Origin of the sequence: Maribellus comscasis, assembly GCF_009762775.1 — a bacterium.
In the GTDB taxonomy this organism is placed as follows: domain Bacteria; phylum Bacteroidota; class Bacteroidia; order Bacteroidales; family Prolixibacteraceae; genus Draconibacterium; species Draconibacterium comscasis.
This window is the reverse complement of record NZ_CP046401.1, coordinates 957,447-974,702: the sequence shown is the minus strand read 5'-3', so window position 1 is coordinate 974,702 and position 17,256 is coordinate 957,447. Positions and strand designations below refer to the sequence as shown.

Here is a 17,256-nt window from a genome sequence, read left to right as displayed (position 1 = left end):
TTTTCTCATTATGAGTCAAAAGATCAGGATTAAGCTGAAATCTTACGATCACAACCTTGTTGACAAATCGGCTGAGAAGATCGTTAAAACGGTAAAAACTACCGGAGCTGTTGTAAGTGGTCCTATTCCGCTACCAACGCACAGAAGAGTTTTTACAGTTTTGCGTTCCACTTTCGTAAATAAAAAATCGAGAGAGCAGTTTCAGTTGTCGTCATACAAACGTTTGATTGATATTTACAGCTCTACCGCAAAAACAATTGACGCCTTAATGAAGCTGGAATTACCCAGTGGCGTTGAAGTTGAAATTAAAGTTTGATAATTAAAAAGTAGTCGAAAAATGGCTGGTATTATTGGAAAAAAAATCGGAATGACATCCGTATTCAGTGTTGAGGGGAAAAATATCCCATGCACTGTGATTGAGGCTGGTCCTTGTGTAGTTACACAAGTGAAAACCACCAAAACCGACGGCTACGAAGCGCTTCAGTTGGCTTATGGCGATAAGAAAGAAAAACACGCCACAAAAGCCGAGTATGGCCACTTTAAAAAGGCTGGTGTTTCACCAAAGCGTAAAGTAGTTGAGTTTCATAACACTTACCAGGAAGAATTTGAGTTGGGACAGGAAATCGATGTTTCAATTTTTCATGAAAGAGATTACGTTGACGTAATCGGTGTTTCAAAAGGTAAAGGATTCCAGGGTGTAGTAAAAAGACACAATTTCCGTGGTGTGAATGATGCAACACACGGACAGCACAACAGGCTGAGAGCACCTGGTTCTATCGGAGCCTCCTCGTGGCCCTCGCGTGTTTTTAAAGGAATGCGAATGGCAGGTAGAGATGGTGGTAAAACCATCACTATTGAAAACCTGGAAGTAGTGAAAATTATTCCTGAAAAGAATTTAATTGTGGTGAAAGGTTCAGTGCCTGGCGCCAAAGGTTCATACATAATTATTAGGAAACAATGGAACTAAGTGTACTGAATATAGAAGGAAAAGAAACCGGAAGAAAGGTCGCTTTAAATGACCAGATTTTCGGTATTGAACCCAGCGACCATGCCATTTATCTCGATGTGAAACAATATTTGGCAAATCAGCGTCAGGGAACACATAAAGCAAAAGAACGTGCTGAGATTACAGGAAGTACCAAGAAAATAAAAAGACAAAAGGGTACAGGTACAGCTCGTGCCGGTAGTATCAAGTCTCCTGTTTTCCGTGGTGGTGGTACTGTTTTTGGGCCACGTCCGCGCAATTATGGCTTTAAACTGAACAAGAAAGTAAAACAGTTGGCCAGAAAATCAGCGTTGACTTATAAGGCAAACGAAAAAAGTATTGTAGTTCTCGAAGATTTTAATTTGGAAGCGCCTAAAACAAAGGAATTGGTGACGATTAAAGCAAATTTGCAAATCGCTGATAAAAAGTCACTTTTCGTTTTACCAGTCGAAAATAATAATATATATTTGTCCTCCAGAAATTTGAAGGATGTTTCGGTTGTAATTGCTTCAGAATTAAATACTTATCAGATTTTAAACGCAAAAACTGTTGTTCTTGTTGAGGGGTCTGTCAAAAAAATTGAAGAGGCGTTTAACCTATAAGGCTTGTAAAAAATGGAAATATTAATAAAACCATTAGTAACAGAAAAAATGACAGACCAGGCAGAGCGGTTTAACCGTTACGGTTTTGTCGTTGATCGCAGAGCAACCAAACCTCAAATTAAAAAGGCTGTTGAAAACCTTTATAATGTTTCGGTTGACAGCGTAAATACCATGGTTTATGGTGGGAAAATGAAATCAAGATATACCAAAGGCGGTATCATTACCGGTAAAACTGCTTCTTACAAAAAAGCAATTGTTACTTTGGTAGAAGGTGATAGTATTGACTTTTATAGTAATATTTAATATAAAATGGCAGTAAGAAAACTAAAACCAGTAACTCCGGGTCAAAGGCACAAAATTATAGGTGCTTTTGATACCATTACTGCATCTACACCTGAAAAATCATTGTTGGAGCCCCTGCGGAAATCTGGCGGTAGAAACAACCAGGGCCGCATGACGATGAGGTATATAGGTGGGGGACACAAACGCAAATACCGTATTATCGATTTTAAACGCGATAAAGACGGTGTTGCAGCTGTTGTCGATTCCATTCAGTACGATCCAAACCGTACTGCTCGCATCGCCCTTCTTCAATACGAAGACGGCGAAAAAAGATATATCGTAGCGCCTAACGGGTTGCAAGTTGGCCAAACGGTAAAGAGCGGTAGCGGTGTGGAACCTGAAATTGGAAATACATTACCACTTAGTGAAATACCTCTGGGTACTTTGGTTCACAACATTGAACTCCATCCTGGGCAGGGTGGCGTTATGGCTCGTAGTGCAGGCGCATATGCGCAATTGACCTCACGTGAAGGCAAATATGCAATTTTGAAATTGCCTTCAGGCGAATCTCGTATGGTACTTACATCTTGCAGGGCTACAGTAGGTACAGTTGGAAATACAGAACACAACATTGAAAAATCGGGTAAAGCCGGTCGTTCAAGATGGTTGGGCAGAAGGCCTCGTGTACGTGGTGTTGTTATGAACCCGGTTGATCACCCAATGGGTGGTGGTGAAGGCCGTTCATCAGGAGGACACCCAAGATCACGTAAAGGCGTTCTTGCTAAAGGGTATAAAACCCGTTCTAAAAAGAAAGCATCCAACAAGTATATTGTAGAACGTAGGAAAAAATAGTTAAAGAGGAATAAATTATGAGTCGTTCATTAAAAAAAGGTCCTTTTATCGATTTTAAACTTGAAAGAAAAGTTCTGGCTATGAATGAGTCAGGGAAAAAATCGGTTGTTAAAACATGGGCCAGGGCATCAGTAATTTCTCCTGATTTTGTAGGCCATACTGTTGCAGTACATAACGGAAACAAGTTCATTCCGGTATACATTACCGAGAATATGGTTGGTCACCGTTTGGGTGAATTCGCACCTACGCGTACATTCAGGGGGCATGCTGGTAATAAAAGATAAGGCATAATTAATTTTAAAAGAAAAAGAAATGGGTGCCAGAAAAAGACTAGCAGCTGAAAAAAGAAAAGAAGAAAAAAAACAACAATATTTTGCTGTTTTGAGAAACTGCCCAACATCTCCAAGGAAAATGAGGCTTGTAGCTGATATGATCCGCGGCATGGAGGTAAATAAAGCGCTGGATGTTTTGAAATATTCATCAAAAGAAGCTTCCCGCAGGGTAGAAAAACTTCTTCTTTCAGCTATTGCCAATTGGCAGGCGAAAAACGAAGGAGTTCGTTTAGAAGAAAGTGAACTTTACGTAAAACAAATTATGGTTGATTCAGGCCGTATTCTGAAAAGGTTACGTCCGGCTCCCCAGGGTCGTGCACACCGAATCAGAAAACGTTCCAACCACGTTACTATTTACGTAGATAGTAAAGAAAGTGTTGTTGAAGAAAATCTTAATTAATAGTACATGGGACAAAAAGTAAATCCGATTGCAAATCGTTTGGGATTCATCAAAGGATGGGACTCAAACTGGTTCGGCGGCGATGATTATGGTGACAAACTGGTAGAAGACCAAAAGATCAGGGAATACCTGAACGCTCGTTTGGCTAAAGCCAGTATTTCAAGAATCGTAATTGAACGTACCTTGAAACTCATCACCATTACCGTACACTCGTCACGCCCAGGTATTATTATTGGTAAGGGAGGTCAGGAAGTTGATAAACTGAAAGAAGAGCTGAAGAAAATTACCAATAAAGAAGTTCAGATCAACATTTTTGAGATCAAACGCCCGGAACTCGATGCTAAAATCGTTGCAACAAACATTGCGCGGCAGATCGAAGGTAAAATTGCTTACCGCAGGGCAGTTAAGATGGCCATTGCTTCAACCATGAGAATGGGATCAGAAGGAATCAAAGTATTGGTTTCCGGAAGGTTAAACGGAGCAGAAATGGCTCGTTCTGAAATGTATAAAGATGGCCGTACTCCGCTGCATACTTTGCGTGCCGATATTGACTACGCATTAGCTGAAGCGTTGACCAAAACCGGACTTATCGGTGTAAAAGTCTGGATTTGTAAAGGTATGGTTTACGGAAATCGCGATCTTTCGCCAAACATCGGTCAAAAACCGGGAAGAGGTGGTAAAGGTGGCGGTGGAAACCGTGGAAGAAGAAGAAAATAGTGGTTTAACACTCAGAAATTTACAAGGATGTTACAGCCAAAAAAGGTAAAATTTAGAAGAGTACAGAAAGGCCGAATGAAAGGAAATGCCCAAAGAGGCAACCAGTTAGCATTCGGTTCATTTGGAATAAAGTCGTTGGAAGAGGCCTGGATTACCGGTCGCCAAATTGAGGCAGCAAGGGTTGCGGTAACCCGCCACATGCAACGTCAAGGTCAAATATGGATACGGATATTTCCCGATAAACCGATTACCAAAAAACCAGCCGAAGTAAGGATGGGTAAAGGTAAAGGTGCTCCTGAAGCATTTGTTGCTCCGGTTTCTCCGGGACGCATAATTATTGAAGCCGACGGCGTGCCGTTCGCACTTGCCAAAGAAGCTTTAAGATTAGCAGCCCAGAAATTGCCGGTTACAACAAAATTTGTAGTAAGACGCGATTTTGTCGAAGAATAAAAAAAAGGTGAATAATGAAAACATCTGAAATTAAAGAACTGACGACCAAAGAGATCGTCGAAAGAATACAGACTGAACAGGAAAACCTGGTTCGCCTTCGTTTAAATCACGCAGTTTCTCCGCTTGATAACCCTAACAAGTTAACAGAAAGTAAGAGAAATATTGCACGCTTAAAAACGGTTCTTCGCGATAGGGAATTAAACGAAAAATTGAATTAATTCAGCGATGGAAAATAAAGTGAGAAATCTCAGGAAAGAAAGAATCGGGGTGGTTGTTAGCAATAAAATGGAAAAAACCATTGTGGTTGCTGAAAAACGTAAAGTAAAGCATCCAATTTATGGTAAGTTCGTTAATAAAACAACTAAATTCCATGTTCACGATGAGAGTAATACCTGCAACATTGGCGACACTGTAAGGATTATGGAAACACGTCCGCTCAGTAAAAGCAAATGTTGGAGATTAGTTGAAGTAATTGAAAGAGCTAAGTAATCATGATACAACAAGAATCAAGATGTTCAGTAGCCGATAACAGTGGAGCAAAAGAAGTACTGTGTATCCGTGTATTAGGCGGAACCAGAAAACGTTATGCTTCATTGGGAGATACTGTTGTGGTTACTGTAAAAAGTGCCATACCTGGTAGCGATGTTAAAAAAGGTGCGGTATCACGTGCAATAGTTGTTCGTACGAAAAAAGAAGTTCGCCGTGGCGACGGTTCTTATATTCGTTTCGATGATAATGCAGTTGTTTTGTTAAACAACGCTGGTGAAATGCGGGGAACCCGTATTTTTGGTCCGGTTGCACGTGAATTACGTGAGAAAAATATGAAAATTATTTCACTCGCACCCGAAGTACTGTAATTTAGAAAAAAGCTCAAAATGCAGAAAAAATTACACATAAAGAAAGGTGACACTGTGGTTGTGATTACTGGTAATAATAAAGGTCAGAAAGGCCGTGTTTTAGAAGTAATCAGAAAAACCGACAGAGCAATTGTAGAAGGTGTTAATATGATTAAAAAACATACTAAACCCAATGCTGAAAATCCGCAGGGAGGTATTGTTGAAAGAGAAGCACCTGTTCATATCTCGAATTTAATGCTTGAAGATCCTAAAATGGGAGCTACACGTATTGGGAGAAAATTGAACGACAAAGGTAAATTAGTTCGTTTTTCCAAAAAATCTGGAGAGGAGATTAAGTAATGGCTTACGTACCAACTCTTAAAAAGAAATATCAGGAAGAAATTATTCCTGCATTGAAGAAAGAATTCGATTATTCTTCTGTCATGCAGGTTCCGAAATTAGAAAAAATTGTTCTTAACCAAGGTGTTGGAGCAGCTATCGCCGATAAAAAGATTATCGAAGTTGCTACAAACGAAATGACAGCAATCGCCGGCCAAAAAGCCGTACAAACGATGTCAAAAAAGGACATTTCTAATTTTAAGTTAAGGAAAAAAATGCCTATTGGCGTGCGCGTTACACTGCGTCGCGACCAAATGTATGAATTTCTTGATCGTTTAATTGCAGTGGCCTTGCCACGTATTCGCGATTTCCGCGGAATTGAAAGCAAAATGGACGGGAGAGGAAATTATACCTTAGGTGTTCCGGAACAGATAATTTTCCCGGAGATTGTGCTTGACAAAGTGAGCAAAATCAATGGGATGAACATTACCTTTGTTACTTCTGCAAGTACCGACGAAGAAGGTTTTGCTTTGTTGAAAGAATTAGGTTTACCATTTAAAAACGTTAAAAAGAACTAAGAAATGGCTAAGGAATCAATGAAAGCCCGCGAAGTTAAGCGCGCAAAATTAGTTGACAAGTATGCCGAAAAAAGAGCCAGGCTAAAAGCCGAAGGCGACTGGGTTGGGTTGCAGAAATTACCTAAAAACTCTTCCAAGATACGTTTGCACAACCGTTGTAAACTAACAGGGAGACCAAAAGGGTACATGCGCCAGTTTGGAATCAGCAGGATTAATTTCAGAGAAATGGCTTCTGCAGGTTTAATTCCAGGTGTAAAAAAGGCAAGTTGGTAATCGTTTAAAGAAACTTGAAAAATGAGTAAAGTAACAGATCCGATAGCAGATTATTTAACCAGGGTGCGTAATGCAATTATGGCAAAGCACCGTGTGGTTGATATCCCGGCTTCAAAACTAAAAAAGGAAATGACCAAATTGTTAAAAGAAAAAGGTTATATCCTGAACTATAAATTTGAAGACGAAGCTGGATACCAGGGAAATATTAAAATTGCATTGAAATATAATCCTGAAACAAAGGTATCTGCAATAAAAGCGTTAGAACGCATTAGTAAACCAGGCCTGCGTCAATATTGCAATTCAAACGATATTCCGCGTGTGCTAAATGGTTTGGGCATAGCAATTATCTCTACTTCAAAAGGCGTAATTACCGATAAGGAAGCACGCGAAATGAATATTGGTGGAGAAGTATTATGTTACGTGTATTAAAGGAGGAACAGTCATGTCAAGAATAGGTAAATTACCCATTGAAATTCCATCAGGAGTACAAGTTAGTGTAAACGATGAAAATATCGTTTCAGTAAAAGGACCTCTTGGTGAATTATCACAACTAGTAAACGCTGAAATTGAAGTATCTGTCGAAGATAATAATGTCAGCTTTAACAGAACAGGCGAAACAAAACGCCATAAATCAATGCATGGACTGTACCGGGCTTTGGTAAATAATATGGTTGAAGGTGTATCGAAAGGGTACGAAATAAAACTTGAATTGGTAGGTGTAGGTTACAGGGCTGAAGTATTGCCCGACAACGTACTCGACCTTGTACTTGGTTTTGCTCACCATACTTATTTACAACTTCCCTCGGAAGTGAAGGTTGAGGCCGTATCTGATAAAAGAAGTAACCCAATTATTACTTTAAAAAGTATTGATAAGCAATTGATTGGTCAGGTTGCTGCTAAAATAAGGTCGTTCCGTAAGCCAGAACCTTACAAAGGAAAAGGTATTAAGTTTGTTGGCGAACAATTAAGGCGCAAAGCTGGTAAAGCAGCTGCTAAATAATTTATAAAAGTAATTATTATGGCATTAACAAAAGTAGAAAGGCGTACAAGGATTAAGAATCGTGTGCGCAAGATAGTATCAGGAACAGCTGACCGCCCTCGTTTGAGTATTTTTAGAAGTAACAAACAGATATATGCTCAATTGGTTGATGATATTCAGGGAACAACATTGTTAGCTGTTTCATCAAAATTGAAAGATATCGAGTCTAGCGAAGGAACAAAATCTGATAAAGCAGCAATGGTTGGCAAAAAAGTTGCCGAAAAAGCATTGGCTGCCGGAATTACAGAAATTGTTTTCGACAGAGGCGGATATTTATATCATGGAAGAGTAAAACAATTAGCTGATGCTGCCCGCGAAGGTGGCCTTAAATTCTAATACATTATGGCGCAAAATATTAAAAAAGTTAAAACAAGCGACCTTGAATTAAAAGACAGGTTGGTAGCCATTAACCGTGTTACTAAAGTTACAAAAGGAGGGAGAACTTTCAGCTTTTCCGCCATCGTAGTAGTTGGTAACGAAGACGGTATTGTAGGTTGGGGCCTTGGAAAAGCAAGCGAGGTAACTACAGCTATTGGAAAAGGTGTTGAAGCAGCTAAAAAGAATCTCGTGAAAATTCCGGTTATTAATGGAACTATTCCTCACGAACAAGCTGCTAAATTTGGTGGAGCAAATGTGTTGCTTAAGCCGGCTTCTTCGGGTACCGGAGTAAAAGCAGGGGGTGCAATGCGTGCCGTACTTGAGAGTGTAGGTATTCACGACATACTTGCAAAATCAAAAGGTTCATCAAACCCGCACAATTTGGTTAAAGCAACAATGGAAGCTTTACTCGAATTGAGAGATGCTTATACAGTAGCCCAGCATAGAGGTGTTTCAATTGAAAAAGTTTTTAAAGGATAACACAGTTATGGCTAAAATAAGAATTACACAAGTAAAAAGCGTTATCGGTTCAACTAAACGTCAGAAGGCGATCATGAAAGCTCTTGGGCTGAAGAAAATGAATCAGACAGTTGAACACGATGATACTCCTCAGGTTATGGGCATGGTCAATAAAATGAGGCATTTGATTAGTGTTGAAGAAGTTAAATAATATTTCAAATATCTGAAATTATGAATTTAAGTAACTTACAACCTGCACCAGGTTCAACAAAAAGCGACAAACGTATTGGCCGCGGACAGGGTTCAGGACGTGGAGGTACATCTACTCGTGGTCATAAAGGACAGAAATCCAGATCAGGATACTCAAGAAAAATTGGTTTCGAAGGTGGACAGATGCCTTTGCAACGTGTAGTTCCGAAATCAGGATTTAAAAATATAAACCGGGTTGAATATAAAGCAATTAACCTGGATGTATTACAGCAATTGGCTGACAAAAAGAAGGTAACTACCATTGATGTTGCTGCATTAATTAATGCAGGTTTTATGTCAAAAAACGAAAAAGTTAAAATTCTTGGGGGAGGTACCTTAAGCGCAAAACTCGATGTAAAGGCACACGCTTTTTCGAAAAGCGCAAAAGAAGCAATTGAAAAACTAGAAGGAACCACTGAAATACTTTAAACTGTAATGAAACGATTTATTGAAACCCTAAAGAATATTTATAAGATTGAAGATTTAAGGTTGCGAATCGGAACCACCTTATTCTTTTTGTTAATTTACCGGTTGGGATCTTTTGTTTCTCTGCCTGGTATTGACCCGGCTCAGTTGGGAAATTTGCAGAGCCAAACATCCGACGGCTTGCTTGGGTTAATTAACATGTTTTCAGGAGGTGCTTTTGCACAGGCTTCAATTTTTGCTTTAGGTATCATGCCGTATATTTCCGCCTCAATTGTAATCCAGTTACTTGGAATTGCAGTACCCTATTTCCAGAGGTTGCAGAAAGAGGGAGAGTCAGGAAGAAGGAAAATAAATCAGATAACACGTTACTTAACCGTGTTAATTCTGATTCCTCAGGCATCGGCGTATCTGACAAATCTTCATTATCAGTTACCCGATTCAGCATTTGCGGTTTCAGGTGTAATGTTTAATATACCTTCGATAATCATTTTAACTGCTGGATCGATGTTTGTACTTTGGTTAGGGGAGAGAATTACCGATAAAGGAATTGGTAATGGTATTTCTTTAATCATTATGATTGGTATTATTGCCCGTTTACCCATGTCTGTAGTGCAGGAATTTGGTGCACGTATTACACAGCAAGGTGGTGGACTGGTAATGTTCCTTGTTGAGTTTGTTATCCTTTTCTTTGTTTTTGTAGCATCTATTCTGTTGGTTCAGGGAACGCGCAGAATACCTGTGCAGTATGCAAAGCGCATTGTGGGTAACAAACAATATGGAGGTGTGCGTCAGTACATTCCGTTAAAAGTGAATGCTGCAGGTGTAATGCCTATTATTTTTGCTCAGGCAATAATGATGGTACCTATTACAATTGTAGGTGTTGCCAACTCTGAAAGTTTAAGTGGTGTTGCGGCTGCATTATCAAACATCACAGGATTTTGGTATAACTTTACACAGTTTATGCTGGTAGTTGCTTTTACTTATTTTTATACGGCAATTACCATTAATCCTACTCAAATGGCAGAGGATATGAAGAAAAACGGTGGGTTTATACCCGGTGTTAAACCAGGGAAAAAGACCGTTGAGTTTCTCGATACTGTGATGTCGAGAATTACACTTCCGGGGTCAATTTTCCTCGGATTGGTAACTATCCTTCCTGCATTTGCTATGATGATGGGAATTCAACAATCGTTCGCTTATTTTTATGGGGGAACATCCTTGTTGATTCTTGTTGGAGTTGTGTTGGATACCCTGCAGCAAATAGAAAGTCACCTTTTAATGCGCCACTACGACGGTTTGATGAAATCAGGCCGTATAAAAGGCAGACCAGGGGTGATGTAAAATCGGTTTATGATCTACCTTAAAACAAAGGAAGAGATTAAACTGATACGAGAAAGTAGCTTATTGGTAAGCAAAACTCTGGCTTTAGTTGCCAGTAAAATTCGGCCGGGAATTTCAACGCTTGAGTTGGATCGAATAGCCGAAACGTTCATTCGAAATAATGATGGAGTACCTGCGTTTAAAGGTTTTGAAGGGTTTCCGAATACCTTGTGTGTGTCGGTAAACGATGTGGTTGTACACGGTATCCCGTCCGATTATAAAATTAAAGACGGTGATATCGTTTCTGTAGACTGCGGAGTGCTTAAAGAAAGCTTTTATGGCGATTCCTGCTATACTTTTGAAGTTGGAGATGTTTCTGAACAAAAAAAGTTATTATGCAAAATTGCAAAAGAAGCGTTAACTTTGGGCATTGAAAAAGCAGTTGAAGGAAACAGGATCGGAACACTTGGGAACGTAATCCAAAATCATGTTGAGAAATATGGTTTTTCTGTTGTTCGTGAATTAAACGGACACGGTATCGGCAGAGACCTGCATGAAGAACCTGAAGTTAGGAACTATGGCAAACCGTGGAGAGGAGAAAAATTACACAGTGGGATGGTAATTGCTATTGAGCCAATGGTGAATGCAGGAAGTAGGAAGATTTATCAAATGGAGGATGGATGGACTGTTAAAACGATCGATGGGAAGCCTGCTGCTCATTTTGAACACACTGTTATGGTGGGGGAGGATAAGGCAGAGGTTCTGTCTACTTTTGAAATTATTGAAGAACAAATAGAAAAAAATAATTTTTTATGGCAAAACAGCCTTCTATAGAACAAGATGGAAAAATTATAGAGGCATTATCAAATGCAATGTTTCGTGTTGAATTAGAAAATGGGCACATTATTACTGCTCATATTTCAGGAAAAATGAGAATGCACTATATAAAGATTTTGCCCGGAGATAAGGTGAAAGTGGAGATGTCTCCCTATGATTTAACTAAAGGTAGAATTACGTTTAGATACAAAAATTAAAGAATTGGTATAATGAAAACTCGTGTTTCAGTTAAAAAACGTAGTTCCGACTGCAAAATTATACGCAGGAAGGGACGTTTGTATGTGATTAATAAAAAGAACCCGAAGTTTAAACAACGTCAGGGATAAATTAATCTTGTAAATTAAAATTTATGGCACGTATTGTTGGTGTTGATATTCCAGATAATAAAAGAGGTGAGGTAGCACTCACTTATATTTATGGTATTGGCCGTAGCAGGGCAACCAGTATCCTCGAAGAAGCCGGAGTTGATAAAGATTTGAAAGTGAAAGACTGGGATGATGACCAGTTTGGAGCAATTCGTAAAGTTATCAACGAAAGTTTTAAAGTAGAAGGTGAACTTCGGTCTGAAGTTCAGATGAATATTAAACGTTTGATGGATATTGGTAGTTACCGTGGTATCCGTCACCGTATTGGTTTACCGGTACGCGGGCAAAGTACAAAAAATAATGCCCGTACTCGTAAAGGGAAACGTAAAACTGTTGCGAATAAAAAAATGGCCACTAAATAAGGAAATTAAGTTATGGCAAAAAAGACGGGAACAAGTAGGAAGAGAACTGTGGTTGTTGAAGCCAATGGAATGGCTCACGTTCACTCCTCTTTCAACAATATTATCGTTACGCTGACGAATATGAACGGAGAAGTTATTTCGTGGTCGTCGGCTGGAAAAAAAGGATTTCGCGGTTCTAAAAAGAACACTCCCTATGCTGCACAGGTTGCTGCAGAAGAGTGTGCTAAAACTGCATATGACCTTGGACTTCGTAAAGTAAAAGTATTCGTTAAAGGGCCGGGAAATGGTCGTGAATCAGCGATGAGAGCTTTGGCTAGTGTAGGCATTCAGATTACTGAAATTGTTGATGTTACACCACTGCCGCATAACGGTTGCAGACCGGCAAAAAGAAGACGTGTATAATATTTAAACGAATAAAGGCATGGCAAGATATAGAGGACCAAAATCTAAAATAGCTCGTAAATTTGGCGAACCAATTTTCGGCCCGGATAAAGTATTTGAACACAAGAATTATCCTCCGGGAATGCACGGTTTGTCCGCAAAAAGAAGAAAAAAATCTGAATACGGGCTTCAGTTAAAAGAAAAACAAAAAGCTAAATATACCTATGGGGTATTGGAAAAACAATTCCGTAATCTTTTTGAAAAAGCGTCAGCAGCAAAAGGGATTACCGGTGAAGTTTTGCTTCAGTTACTTGAATCAAGACTTGATAATGTAGTTTTCCGCATGGGTATCGCTAAAACACGGGCAGCTGCTCGTCAGTTTGTTTCGCACAAACATATTACAGTAAATGGAAACGTAGTAAATATTCCTTCGTATACTGTTAAACCTGGCGACATTGTTGGCGTTCGGGAAAAATCAAAATCGTTGGAAGAAATTACAGACTCATTGCATTCACGCCGAAGCTCAAGATACGAGTGGCTGGAATGGGATACCGACCAAATGGTGGGTAAATTCCTGAACCGTCCGGAACGTGAAGAAATACCTGAAAACATCAAAGAGCAGCTTATCGTAGAGTTGTATTCAAAATAAAAAATTACTTAAGGTTATTATGGCAATATTAGCATTCCAAAAGCCTGACAAGGTGATAATGATTGAATCCGATAATCAAGTCGGAAAATTCGAATTTCGTCCGTTGGAACCCGGATATGGTATTACAATTGGTAACGCGTTACGACGGATTCTTTTATCATCGCTGGAAGGGTATGCAATCACAACTGTAAAAATTGAAGGTGTTGACCATGAATTTTCTACGATTAAAGGGGTTATTGAAGATGTAACAGATATTATCCTTAATCTGAAGCAAATTCGGTTAAAAAATGAAGTGGAAGATTTCGACAGTGAGAAAGTTACCATCAGCATTACCGGACAGGAAGAATTTACAGCAGGCGATATTAATAAGTTTATGACTGGTTTCAGGGTATTGAATCCTGAACTGGTAATTTGCAGAATGGAGCCGGATGTAAAACTTCAAATGGAAATCTCAATCAACAAAGGACGTGGATATGTTCCGGCTATTGAGAATAAACCGGTGGAAGCTGAGTTTGGAGTTATCCCAATTGATTCAATTTTTACTCCAATCAAAAAAGTAAAATATGCTGTTGAAAACTATCGTGTAGAACAAAAAACAGACTACGAAAAATTAGTACTGGATATTGTTACCGATGGTTCTATTCATCCAAAAGATGCGCTAAAAGAAGCCGCTAAAATTCTTATTTATCATTTCATGTTGTTCTCTGACGAGAAAATTACACTCGATTCGGATGAGAAATTTGCAAATGAAGAATTTGATGAAGAGGTGCTTCATATGCGTCAGCTCCTGAAAACTAAATTGGTTGACATGGATTTGTCAGTTCGTGCATTGAACTGTCTGAAAGCAGCCGATGTTGATACATTGGGCGATTTGGTAACATACAATCGTAACGATTTACTGAAATTTAGAAACTTTGGTAAAAAGTCGCTTACCGAATTGGATGACCTTTTAGACAATATGGGGCTGAATTTTGGAATGGACATCACGAAGTATAAATTGGATAAGGAGTAAAAGGCAATGAGACATAATAAGAAATTTAATCATTTAAGCCGAAAAAGTGCACATCGGAAAGCGATGTTGGCAAACATGGCAAGTTCGCTTATCGAGAATAAGAGAATTTCGACCACGGTTGCTAAAGCGAAAGCATTACGAATGTATGTTGAGCCTTTGATTACTAAGGCAAAAGACGATACAACACATTCACGCAGGGTAGTTTTTAGTTATCTGCAAAACAAAGATGCTGTTTCAATTCTTTTTAGAGAAGTAGCAGAAAAAATTGCTGATCGCCCGGGAGGATACACCCGTATTTTGAAAACAGGTAACCGTTTGGGAGACAATGCAGAGATGTGTATTATTGAGTTGGTTGATTACAACGAAACCATGTTGGCAGCAAAAGAAGAAACTGCGAAGCCGAAAAAACGTCGTTCTCGTCGCGGTGGAAGTGCTAAAAAATCTGATTCACCTACTCCGGTAGCTGAAAAACAGAAAGGTGAAGAAAAGGTTGACGTTGTTGAAGATGTTAAGCCTGTTGAAGAAACAGAGACTACATCAGAAGAAACCGAAGTAAAAGCAGAAACGGCAGAAGAAACCAAATCTGAAACCAAAGCAGATGAGGAAGATTCTTCAGACGAAGAAAAGAAAGACGAATAAGAATCTTTTTTAAGATAATACAGGAAAAGCCGGTTTTAATTGACCGGCTTTTTTTATGTATCAAATTTGATGTAACAGGAACATTATTTTCCTTTTGAAGTTGATTTGAATCCTTAAAATCTTTACTTTTAAAAGCTAAAATCTATAACCAATTAAATAAACATGGAAAATCAAAACAATTCATCCGGTTCATTTTCGCGTAGAAAATTCATAGGCACAACAACTGCAGCAGTTGCCGCCGTGTCGTTAACACCTTTTAATTTTGGATTTGCCCCGGCGAAACCAAATTCCAAATTCGGAGGAGTTCAGATTGGTGCTATAACCTACAGTTGGAGAAGCATGCCAAGCACAGCAGAAGATATTGTTAAATATTGTATTGAAGCCGGAATTAGTTCGGTTGAGTTAATGGGTAATGTTGCCGAGGCCTATGCAGGGATACCGGAAGGACCAGCCCGTCCGCCCAGGGGAGTAGAACTAAGCGAAGACGAACAGAAGAAATTGCAAAAGGCAAGAGAAGAAGCTACTGAAAACCAAAAGCAGTGGAGGCTTTCTGTTTCGATGGACAAATATAAAGCATTACGCAAAATGTTCAACAAAGCAGGAATTGACATTCATATCGTAAAATTTGCACCTGCCAATTGGAGCGACGATGAAATAGATTATGCTTTTAAAGCTGCGAAAGTTCTGGGAGCAAAAGGAATAACAAATGAGATAGGCGAAGACGCTTGTAAACGTTTGGGCAAGTTTGCCGATAAGCATAATATGTACGCAATTTATCACAATCATTTACAGCCTGGAGAACCCGGTTTTAGTTTTGATAAATTTCTGGGTTATTCACCTAAAAATATGTTAAATTTTGACGCAGGGCATTATTTTGGCGCAACCGGAAATCATCCGAATGAAGTTATCGAACGTTTGCACGATCGAATTTTTAGTATTCATTTAAAAGATAAAACGGGTAAGAATGCCAATCCGGCAAATACAAATATGCCTTGGGGAAAAGGGGACACACCAATTGGCGATATGTTAAAACTGGTTCAGAAAAATAAATGGCCGATTTATTTTGATATTGAACTCGAATATCCGGTTCCGGATGGTTCGGATGCACAGAAAGAAGTAACTAAATGTGTACAATATTGTAAAGATATTTTAGCATAGAAAAAAGCCATTGTCATTAGCCATTTGTTATTATAGAATTTTCCTGATAATCATTGGCTAATGACTAAAATCTTTTTCCCCACCATTTTTTTAATCGTTCAAGTATTTTCGCCTCTGTAGGATTATTTTGAGGGTGGTATATTCTTTCATTTTTTATTTCACCGGGAAGAAAATCCTGTTCAGCAAAATTTCCTTCGTACGAGTGGGCATATTTATAATTCTTACCGTATCCGATTTCTTTCATCAGTTTAGTCGGTGCATTTCTGATATGAAGCGGAACAGGCAGGTCTCCGGTTCTTCTAACCAGTGAGATGGCTGAATCGATAGCAGAGTATGCAGAATTACTCTTGGGCGAAGTTGCCAGATAAATGGTACATTCTGAAAGGATTATCCGCGATTCAGGCGGACCAATTTTATGTACAGCATCAAAAGTGCTCTGCGCTAAAAGCAAGGCATTGGGATTCGCCAGTCCAACATCTTCAGCAGCAAGAATTAACAATCGCCGGGCAATAAATTTTATATCTTCTCCACCTTCAAGCATGCGGGCCAGCCAATAAACTGCCGCATCCGGATCGCTGCCACGAATGCTTTTAATAAATGCAGAAATAATATCATAGTGCATTTCACCCTTTTTGTCGTAGGTCGCAAGATTTTTCTGAAGGCGGCTGGTCACCTTTTTATCAGTGATTTCAACTTCGCCAGTTTCTTCGGCCAGAACAACCAGTTCAACTACATTTAGCAACTTTCTTGCATCGCCGCCTGAGAACCTTAGCAGGGCCTGTTCTTCCTTAATGGTAATTTTTTTCTCTTTTAAAACAGTATCCTTTTTTATGGCCAGATCAACAATTTGCAACAGTCCTTTTTTATCTAAATGTTCCAGAATATAAACCTGACAACGCGAAAGGAGAGGGGAGATAACCTCAAACGACGGATTTTCAGTAGTTGCACCAATCAGTGTAATTGTTCCGTCTTCAACTGCTCCCAAAAGCGAATCCTGCTGCGATTTACTAAAGCGGTGAATTTCGTCGATAAAAAGAATCGGATTTGGCCGGTTAAAGAACTGTTGTTTTTTTGCTTTTTCTATTACTTCACGAACATCTTTTACTCCTGAATTTATGGCACTCAAAGTATAAAAAGGTCTTTCCAGTGTATTGGCAATAATTTTTGCCAATGTCGTTTTGCCAACGCCCGGAGGTCCCCATAAAATCAAAGAGGAAATATTTCCCGATTCAATCATTTTTCGCAACACAGAATCTTTTCCCACCAGGTGTTCTTGTCCGATGTAGTCGTCCAGTGTTTTGGGCCGTAATCGTTCTGCCAGTGGTTGGTTGCTCAT

General features: G+C 39.2%; 32 protein-coding genes. 31 read left to right on the top strand and 1 reads right to left on the bottom strand.

Annotated features, from left to right (window positions below; genetic code table 11):
* Nucleotides 1–10: 10 nt before the first annotated feature.
* The 31 genes from rpsJ (at nucleotide 11) to GM418_RS03825 (ending at nucleotide 15,920) form a co-directional block, all read left to right on the top strand.
* Complete coding sequence (rpsJ, locus tag GM418_RS03975; RefSeq protein WP_038558987.1) at nucleotides 11–316, top strand: 30S ribosomal protein S10; 306 nt, start codon at nucleotides 11–13, stop codon at nucleotides 314–316.
* Nucleotides 317–337: 21 nt separating this feature from the next.
* Nucleotides 338–967: a 50S ribosomal protein L3 gene (gene rplC, locus GM418_RS03970; protein ID WP_158863372.1), complete on the top strand. Its 630-nt coding sequence runs from the start codon at nucleotides 338–340 to the stop codon at nucleotides 965–967.
* Complete coding sequence (gene rplD, locus GM418_RS03965; RefSeq protein WP_158863370.1) at nucleotides 958–1,587, top strand: 50S ribosomal protein L4; 630 nt, start codon at nucleotides 958–960, stop codon at nucleotides 1,585–1,587. Before rplC ends, rplD begins: the two co-directional genes overlap by 10 nt.
* 12 nt (nucleotides 1,588–1,599) lie before the next feature.
* A complete protein-coding gene (rplW, locus tag GM418_RS03960; RefSeq protein ID WP_158863368.1) occupies nucleotides 1,600–1,890 on the top strand; it encodes a 50S ribosomal protein L23 in 291 nt (96 codons plus the stop codon).
* Between the two features lie 6 nt (nucleotides 1,891–1,896).
* Nucleotides 1,897–2,721: a 50S ribosomal protein L2 gene (gene rplB / locus GM418_RS03955; RefSeq protein WP_158863366.1), complete on the top strand. Its 825-nt coding sequence runs from the start codon at nucleotides 1,897–1,899 to the stop codon at nucleotides 2,719–2,721.
* Between the two features lie 17 nt (nucleotides 2,722–2,738).
* Complete coding sequence (gene rpsS / locus GM418_RS03950) at nucleotides 2,739–3,005, top strand: 30S ribosomal protein S19 (protein WP_158863364.1); 267 nt, start codon at nucleotides 2,739–2,741, stop codon at nucleotides 3,003–3,005.
* Nucleotides 3,006–3,033: 28 nt separating this feature from the next.
* Nucleotides 3,034–3,453: a 50S ribosomal protein L22 gene (gene rplV / locus GM418_RS03945; protein WP_158863362.1), complete on the top strand. Its 420-nt coding sequence runs from the start codon at nucleotides 3,034–3,036 to the stop codon at nucleotides 3,451–3,453.
* A 6-nt stretch (nucleotides 3,454–3,459) separates the two neighbouring features.
* Nucleotides 3,460–4,170: a 30S ribosomal protein S3 gene (gene rpsC, locus GM418_RS03940; RefSeq protein ID WP_158863360.1), complete on the top strand. Its 711-nt coding sequence runs from the start codon at nucleotides 3,460–3,462 to the stop codon at nucleotides 4,168–4,170.
* Nucleotides 4,171–4,197: 27 nt separating this feature from the next.
* Nucleotides 4,198–4,620 carry a 50S ribosomal protein L16 gene (rplP, locus tag GM418_RS03935; protein ID WP_158863358.1) on the top strand — a complete coding sequence of 141 codons (423 nt, stop codon included), beginning with the start codon at nucleotides 4,198–4,200 and terminating at the stop codon, nucleotides 4,618–4,620.
* 14 nt (nucleotides 4,621–4,634) lie between these two features.
* Entirely contained in the window at nucleotides 4,635–4,838 is a 204-nt protein-coding gene (gene rpmC, locus GM418_RS03930; protein WP_158863356.1) for a 50S ribosomal protein L29, read from the top strand.
* Nucleotides 4,839–4,845: 7 nt separating this feature from the next.
* Nucleotides 4,846–5,109 carry a 30S ribosomal protein S17 gene (gene rpsQ, locus GM418_RS03925; protein ID WP_158863353.1) on the top strand — a complete coding sequence of 88 codons (264 nt, stop codon included), beginning with the start codon at nucleotides 4,846–4,848 and terminating at the stop codon, nucleotides 5,107–5,109.
* Nucleotides 5,110–5,111: 2 nt separating this feature from the next.
* Nucleotides 5,112–5,477, top strand: coding sequence for a 50S ribosomal protein L14 (gene rplN, locus GM418_RS03920; RefSeq protein ID WP_158863352.1), 366 nt, complete (start codon nucleotides 5,112–5,114; stop codon nucleotides 5,475–5,477).
* A gap of 18 nt (nucleotides 5,478–5,495) precedes the next feature.
* On the top strand, nucleotides 5,496–5,816 hold the full coding sequence (rplX, locus tag GM418_RS03915; protein WP_158863350.1) for a 50S ribosomal protein L24: 321 nt from the start codon (nucleotides 5,496–5,498) through the stop codon (nucleotides 5,814–5,816).
* Complete coding sequence (gene rplE, locus GM418_RS03910) at nucleotides 5,816–6,373, top strand: 50S ribosomal protein L5 (protein WP_158863348.1); 558 nt, start codon at nucleotides 5,816–5,818, stop codon at nucleotides 6,371–6,373. The genes rplX and rplE overlap by 1 nt, the downstream gene beginning before the upstream one ends.
* Before the next feature lie 3 nt (nucleotides 6,374–6,376).
* On the top strand, nucleotides 6,377–6,646 hold the full coding sequence (gene rpsN, locus GM418_RS03905; RefSeq protein ID WP_158863346.1) for a 30S ribosomal protein S14: 270 nt from the start codon (nucleotides 6,377–6,379) through the stop codon (nucleotides 6,644–6,646).
* A gap of 21 nt (nucleotides 6,647–6,667) precedes the next feature.
* The gene (rpsH, locus tag GM418_RS03900; RefSeq protein WP_158863343.1) at nucleotides 6,668–7,075 is read left to right on the top strand and encodes a 30S ribosomal protein S8; all 408 of its coding nucleotides are present in this window, start codon (nucleotides 6,668–6,670) and stop codon (nucleotides 7,073–7,075) included.
* 13 nt (nucleotides 7,076–7,088) lie between these two features.
* The gene (gene rplF, locus GM418_RS03895) at nucleotides 7,089–7,646 is read left to right on the top strand and encodes a 50S ribosomal protein L6 (protein WP_158863342.1); all 558 of its coding nucleotides are present in this window, start codon (nucleotides 7,089–7,091) and stop codon (nucleotides 7,644–7,646) included.
* Between the two features lie 18 nt (nucleotides 7,647–7,664).
* Nucleotides 7,665–8,021, top strand: a complete 357-nt coding sequence (rplR, locus tag GM418_RS03890; protein WP_158863340.1) for a 50S ribosomal protein L18 — start codon at nucleotides 7,665–7,667, stop codon at nucleotides 8,019–8,021.
* Nucleotides 8,022–8,027: 6 nt separating this feature from the next.
* Nucleotides 8,028–8,543, top strand: coding sequence for a 30S ribosomal protein S5 (gene rpsE, locus GM418_RS03885; RefSeq protein ID WP_158863338.1), 516 nt, complete (start codon nucleotides 8,028–8,030; stop codon nucleotides 8,541–8,543).
* 7 nt (nucleotides 8,544–8,550) lie between these two features.
* The gene (gene rpmD, locus GM418_RS03880) at nucleotides 8,551–8,733 is read left to right on the top strand and encodes a 50S ribosomal protein L30 (RefSeq protein ID WP_158863336.1); all 183 of its coding nucleotides are present in this window, start codon (nucleotides 8,551–8,553) and stop codon (nucleotides 8,731–8,733) included.
* Between the two features lie 20 nt (nucleotides 8,734–8,753).
* Nucleotides 8,754–9,200: a 50S ribosomal protein L15 gene (gene rplO / locus GM418_RS03875; protein ID WP_158863334.1), complete on the top strand. Its 447-nt coding sequence runs from the start codon at nucleotides 8,754–8,756 to the stop codon at nucleotides 9,198–9,200.
* A gap of 6 nt (nucleotides 9,201–9,206) precedes the next feature.
* On the top strand, nucleotides 9,207–10,538 hold the full coding sequence (gene secY / locus GM418_RS03870) for a preprotein translocase subunit SecY (protein WP_158863332.1): 1,332 nt from the start codon (nucleotides 9,207–9,209) through the stop codon (nucleotides 10,536–10,538).
* A gap of 9 nt (nucleotides 10,539–10,547) precedes the next feature.
* A complete protein-coding gene (gene map / locus GM418_RS03865; protein ID WP_158863330.1) occupies nucleotides 10,548–11,351 on the top strand; it encodes a type I methionyl aminopeptidase in 804 nt (267 codons plus the stop codon).
* Entirely contained in the window at nucleotides 11,330–11,551 is a 222-nt protein-coding gene (gene infA, locus GM418_RS03860) for a translation initiation factor IF-1 (protein WP_158863328.1), read from the top strand. Before map ends, infA begins: the two co-directional genes overlap by 22 nt.
* A gap of 12 nt (nucleotides 11,552–11,563) precedes the next feature.
* Nucleotides 11,564–11,680, top strand: coding sequence for a 50S ribosomal protein L36 (gene rpmJ / locus GM418_RS03855; protein ID WP_158863326.1), 117 nt, complete (start codon nucleotides 11,564–11,566; stop codon nucleotides 11,678–11,680).
* 23 nt (nucleotides 11,681–11,703) lie between these two features.
* The gene (gene rpsM, locus GM418_RS03850) at nucleotides 11,704–12,081 is read left to right on the top strand and encodes a 30S ribosomal protein S13 (protein WP_158863324.1); all 378 of its coding nucleotides are present in this window, start codon (nucleotides 11,704–11,706) and stop codon (nucleotides 12,079–12,081) included.
* 12 nt (nucleotides 12,082–12,093) lie between these two features.
* Nucleotides 12,094–12,483, top strand: a complete 390-nt coding sequence (gene rpsK, locus GM418_RS03845) for a 30S ribosomal protein S11 (RefSeq protein ID WP_158863322.1) — start codon at nucleotides 12,094–12,096, stop codon at nucleotides 12,481–12,483.
* A gap of 19 nt (nucleotides 12,484–12,502) precedes the next feature.
* The gene (gene rpsD / locus GM418_RS03840; RefSeq protein WP_158863320.1) at nucleotides 12,503–13,111 is read left to right on the top strand and encodes a 30S ribosomal protein S4; all 609 of its coding nucleotides are present in this window, start codon (nucleotides 12,503–12,505) and stop codon (nucleotides 13,109–13,111) included.
* Between the two features lie 19 nt (nucleotides 13,112–13,130).
* Entirely contained in the window at nucleotides 13,131–14,123 is a 993-nt protein-coding gene (locus tag GM418_RS03835) for a DNA-directed RNA polymerase subunit alpha (protein ID WP_158863318.1), read from the top strand.
* A gap of 6 nt (nucleotides 14,124–14,129) precedes the next feature.
* Nucleotides 14,130–14,762: a 50S ribosomal protein L17 gene (rplQ, locus tag GM418_RS32035; protein ID WP_158863316.1), complete on the top strand. Its 633-nt coding sequence runs from the start codon at nucleotides 14,130–14,132 to the stop codon at nucleotides 14,760–14,762.
* Nucleotides 14,763–14,924: 162 nt separating this feature from the next.
* Nucleotides 14,925–15,920 (top strand): sugar phosphate isomerase/epimerase family protein, encoded by a 996-nt coding sequence (locus GM418_RS03825; protein ID WP_158863314.1) that lies wholly within the window; start codon nucleotides 14,925–14,927, stop codon nucleotides 15,918–15,920.
* A 64-nt stretch (nucleotides 15,921–15,984) separates the two neighbouring features.
* On the opposite strand, the gene GM418_RS03820 is transcribed toward GM418_RS03825, so the two are convergent.
* A complete protein-coding gene (locus GM418_RS03820; protein WP_158863312.1) occupies nucleotides 15,985–17,256 on the bottom strand; it encodes a replication-associated recombination protein A in 1,272 nt (423 codons plus the stop codon).

What these genes read in the sequence shown, in the direction of transcription:
- rpmD (WP_158863336.1), top strand. Translation starts at nt 8,551, where the DNA reads ATGGCTAAAATAAGAATTACACAAGTAAAAAGCGTTATCGGTTCAACT.
- rpsH (WP_158863343.1), top strand. Translation starts at nt 6,668, where the DNA reads ATGAGTAAAGTAACAGATCCGATAGCAGATTATTTAACCAGGGTGCGT.
- rplB (WP_158863366.1), top strand. Translation starts at nt 1,897, where the DNA reads ATGGCAGTAAGAAAACTAAAACCAGTAACTCCGGGTCAAAGGCACAAA.
- rpsD (WP_158863320.1), top strand. Translation starts at nt 12,503, where the DNA reads ATGGCAAGATATAGAGGACCAAAATCTAAAATAGCTCGTAAATTTGGC.
- rplQ (WP_158863316.1), top strand. Translation starts at nt 14,130, where the DNA reads ATGAGACATAATAAGAAATTTAATCATTTAAGCCGAAAAAGTGCACAT.
- rpsS (WP_158863364.1), top strand. Translation starts at nt 2,739, where the DNA reads ATGAGTCGTTCATTAAAAAAAGGTCCTTTTATCGATTTTAAACTTGAA.
- infA (WP_158863328.1), top strand. Translation starts at nt 11,330, where the DNA reads ATGGCAAAACAGCCTTCTATAGAACAAGATGGAAAAATTATAGAGGCA.
- GM418_RS03820 (WP_158863312.1), bottom strand. Translation starts at nt 17,256, where the DNA reads ATGAGCAACCAACCACTGGCAGAACGATTACGGCCCAAAACACTGGAC.
- rpsK (WP_158863322.1), top strand. Translation starts at nt 12,094, where the DNA reads ATGGCAAAAAAGACGGGAACAAGTAGGAAGAGAACTGTGGTTGTTGAA.
- rpsQ (WP_158863353.1), top strand. Translation starts at nt 4,846, where the DNA reads ATGGAAAATAAAGTGAGAAATCTCAGGAAAGAAAGAATCGGGGTGGTT.
- rplR (WP_158863340.1), top strand. Translation starts at nt 7,665, where the DNA reads ATGGCATTAACAAAAGTAGAAAGGCGTACAAGGATTAAGAATCGTGTG.
- rpsC (WP_158863360.1), top strand. Translation starts at nt 3,460, where the DNA reads ATGGGACAAAAAGTAAATCCGATTGCAAATCGTTTGGGATTCATCAAA.
- rplE (WP_158863348.1), top strand. Translation starts at nt 5,816, where the DNA reads ATGGCTTACGTACCAACTCTTAAAAAGAAATATCAGGAAGAAATTATT.
- rpmJ (WP_158863326.1), top strand. Translation starts at nt 11,564, where the DNA reads ATGAAAACTCGTGTTTCAGTTAAAAAACGTAGTTCCGACTGCAAAATT.
- rpsN (WP_158863346.1), top strand. Translation starts at nt 6,377, where the DNA reads ATGGCTAAGGAATCAATGAAAGCCCGCGAAGTTAAGCGCGCAAAATTA.
- rplP (WP_158863358.1), top strand. Translation starts at nt 4,198, where the DNA reads ATGTTACAGCCAAAAAAGGTAAAATTTAGAAGAGTACAGAAAGGCCGA.
- map (WP_158863330.1), top strand. Translation starts at nt 10,548, where the DNA reads ATGATCTACCTTAAAACAAAGGAAGAGATTAAACTGATACGAGAAAGT.
- rplO (WP_158863334.1), top strand. Translation starts at nt 8,754, where the DNA reads ATGAATTTAAGTAACTTACAACCTGCACCAGGTTCAACAAAAAGCGAC.
- rplD (WP_158863370.1), top strand. Translation starts at nt 958, where the DNA reads ATGGAACTAAGTGTACTGAATATAGAAGGAAAAGAAACCGGAAGAAAG.
- GM418_RS03835 (WP_158863318.1), top strand. Translation starts at nt 13,131, where the DNA reads ATGGCAATATTAGCATTCCAAAAGCCTGACAAGGTGATAATGATTGAA.
- rplX (WP_158863350.1), top strand. Translation starts at nt 5,496, where the DNA reads ATGCAGAAAAAATTACACATAAAGAAAGGTGACACTGTGGTTGTGATT.
- secY (WP_158863332.1), top strand. Translation starts at nt 9,207, where the DNA reads ATGAAACGATTTATTGAAACCCTAAAGAATATTTATAAGATTGAAGAT.
- rpmC (WP_158863356.1), top strand. Translation starts at nt 4,635, where the DNA reads ATGAAAACATCTGAAATTAAAGAACTGACGACCAAAGAGATCGTCGAA.
- rplV (WP_158863362.1), top strand. Translation starts at nt 3,034, where the DNA reads ATGGGTGCCAGAAAAAGACTAGCAGCTGAAAAAAGAAAAGAAGAAAAA.
- rplW (WP_158863368.1), top strand. Translation starts at nt 1,600, where the DNA reads ATGGAAATATTAATAAAACCATTAGTAACAGAAAAAATGACAGACCAG.
- rplC (WP_158863372.1), top strand. Translation starts at nt 338, where the DNA reads ATGGCTGGTATTATTGGAAAAAAAATCGGAATGACATCCGTATTCAGT.
- rplN (WP_158863352.1), top strand. Translation starts at nt 5,112, where the DNA reads ATGATACAACAAGAATCAAGATGTTCAGTAGCCGATAACAGTGGAGCA.
- rpsJ (WP_038558987.1), top strand. Translation starts at nt 11, where the DNA reads ATGAGTCAAAAGATCAGGATTAAGCTGAAATCTTACGATCACAACCTT.
- rplF (WP_158863342.1), top strand. Translation starts at nt 7,089, where the DNA reads ATGTCAAGAATAGGTAAATTACCCATTGAAATTCCATCAGGAGTACAA.
- rpsM (WP_158863324.1), top strand. Translation starts at nt 11,704, where the DNA reads ATGGCACGTATTGTTGGTGTTGATATTCCAGATAATAAAAGAGGTGAG.
- rpsE (WP_158863338.1), top strand. Translation starts at nt 8,028, where the DNA reads ATGGCGCAAAATATTAAAAAAGTTAAAACAAGCGACCTTGAATTAAAA.
- GM418_RS03825 (WP_158863314.1), top strand. Translation starts at nt 14,925, where the DNA reads ATGGAAAATCAAAACAATTCATCCGGTTCATTTTCGCGTAGAAAATTC.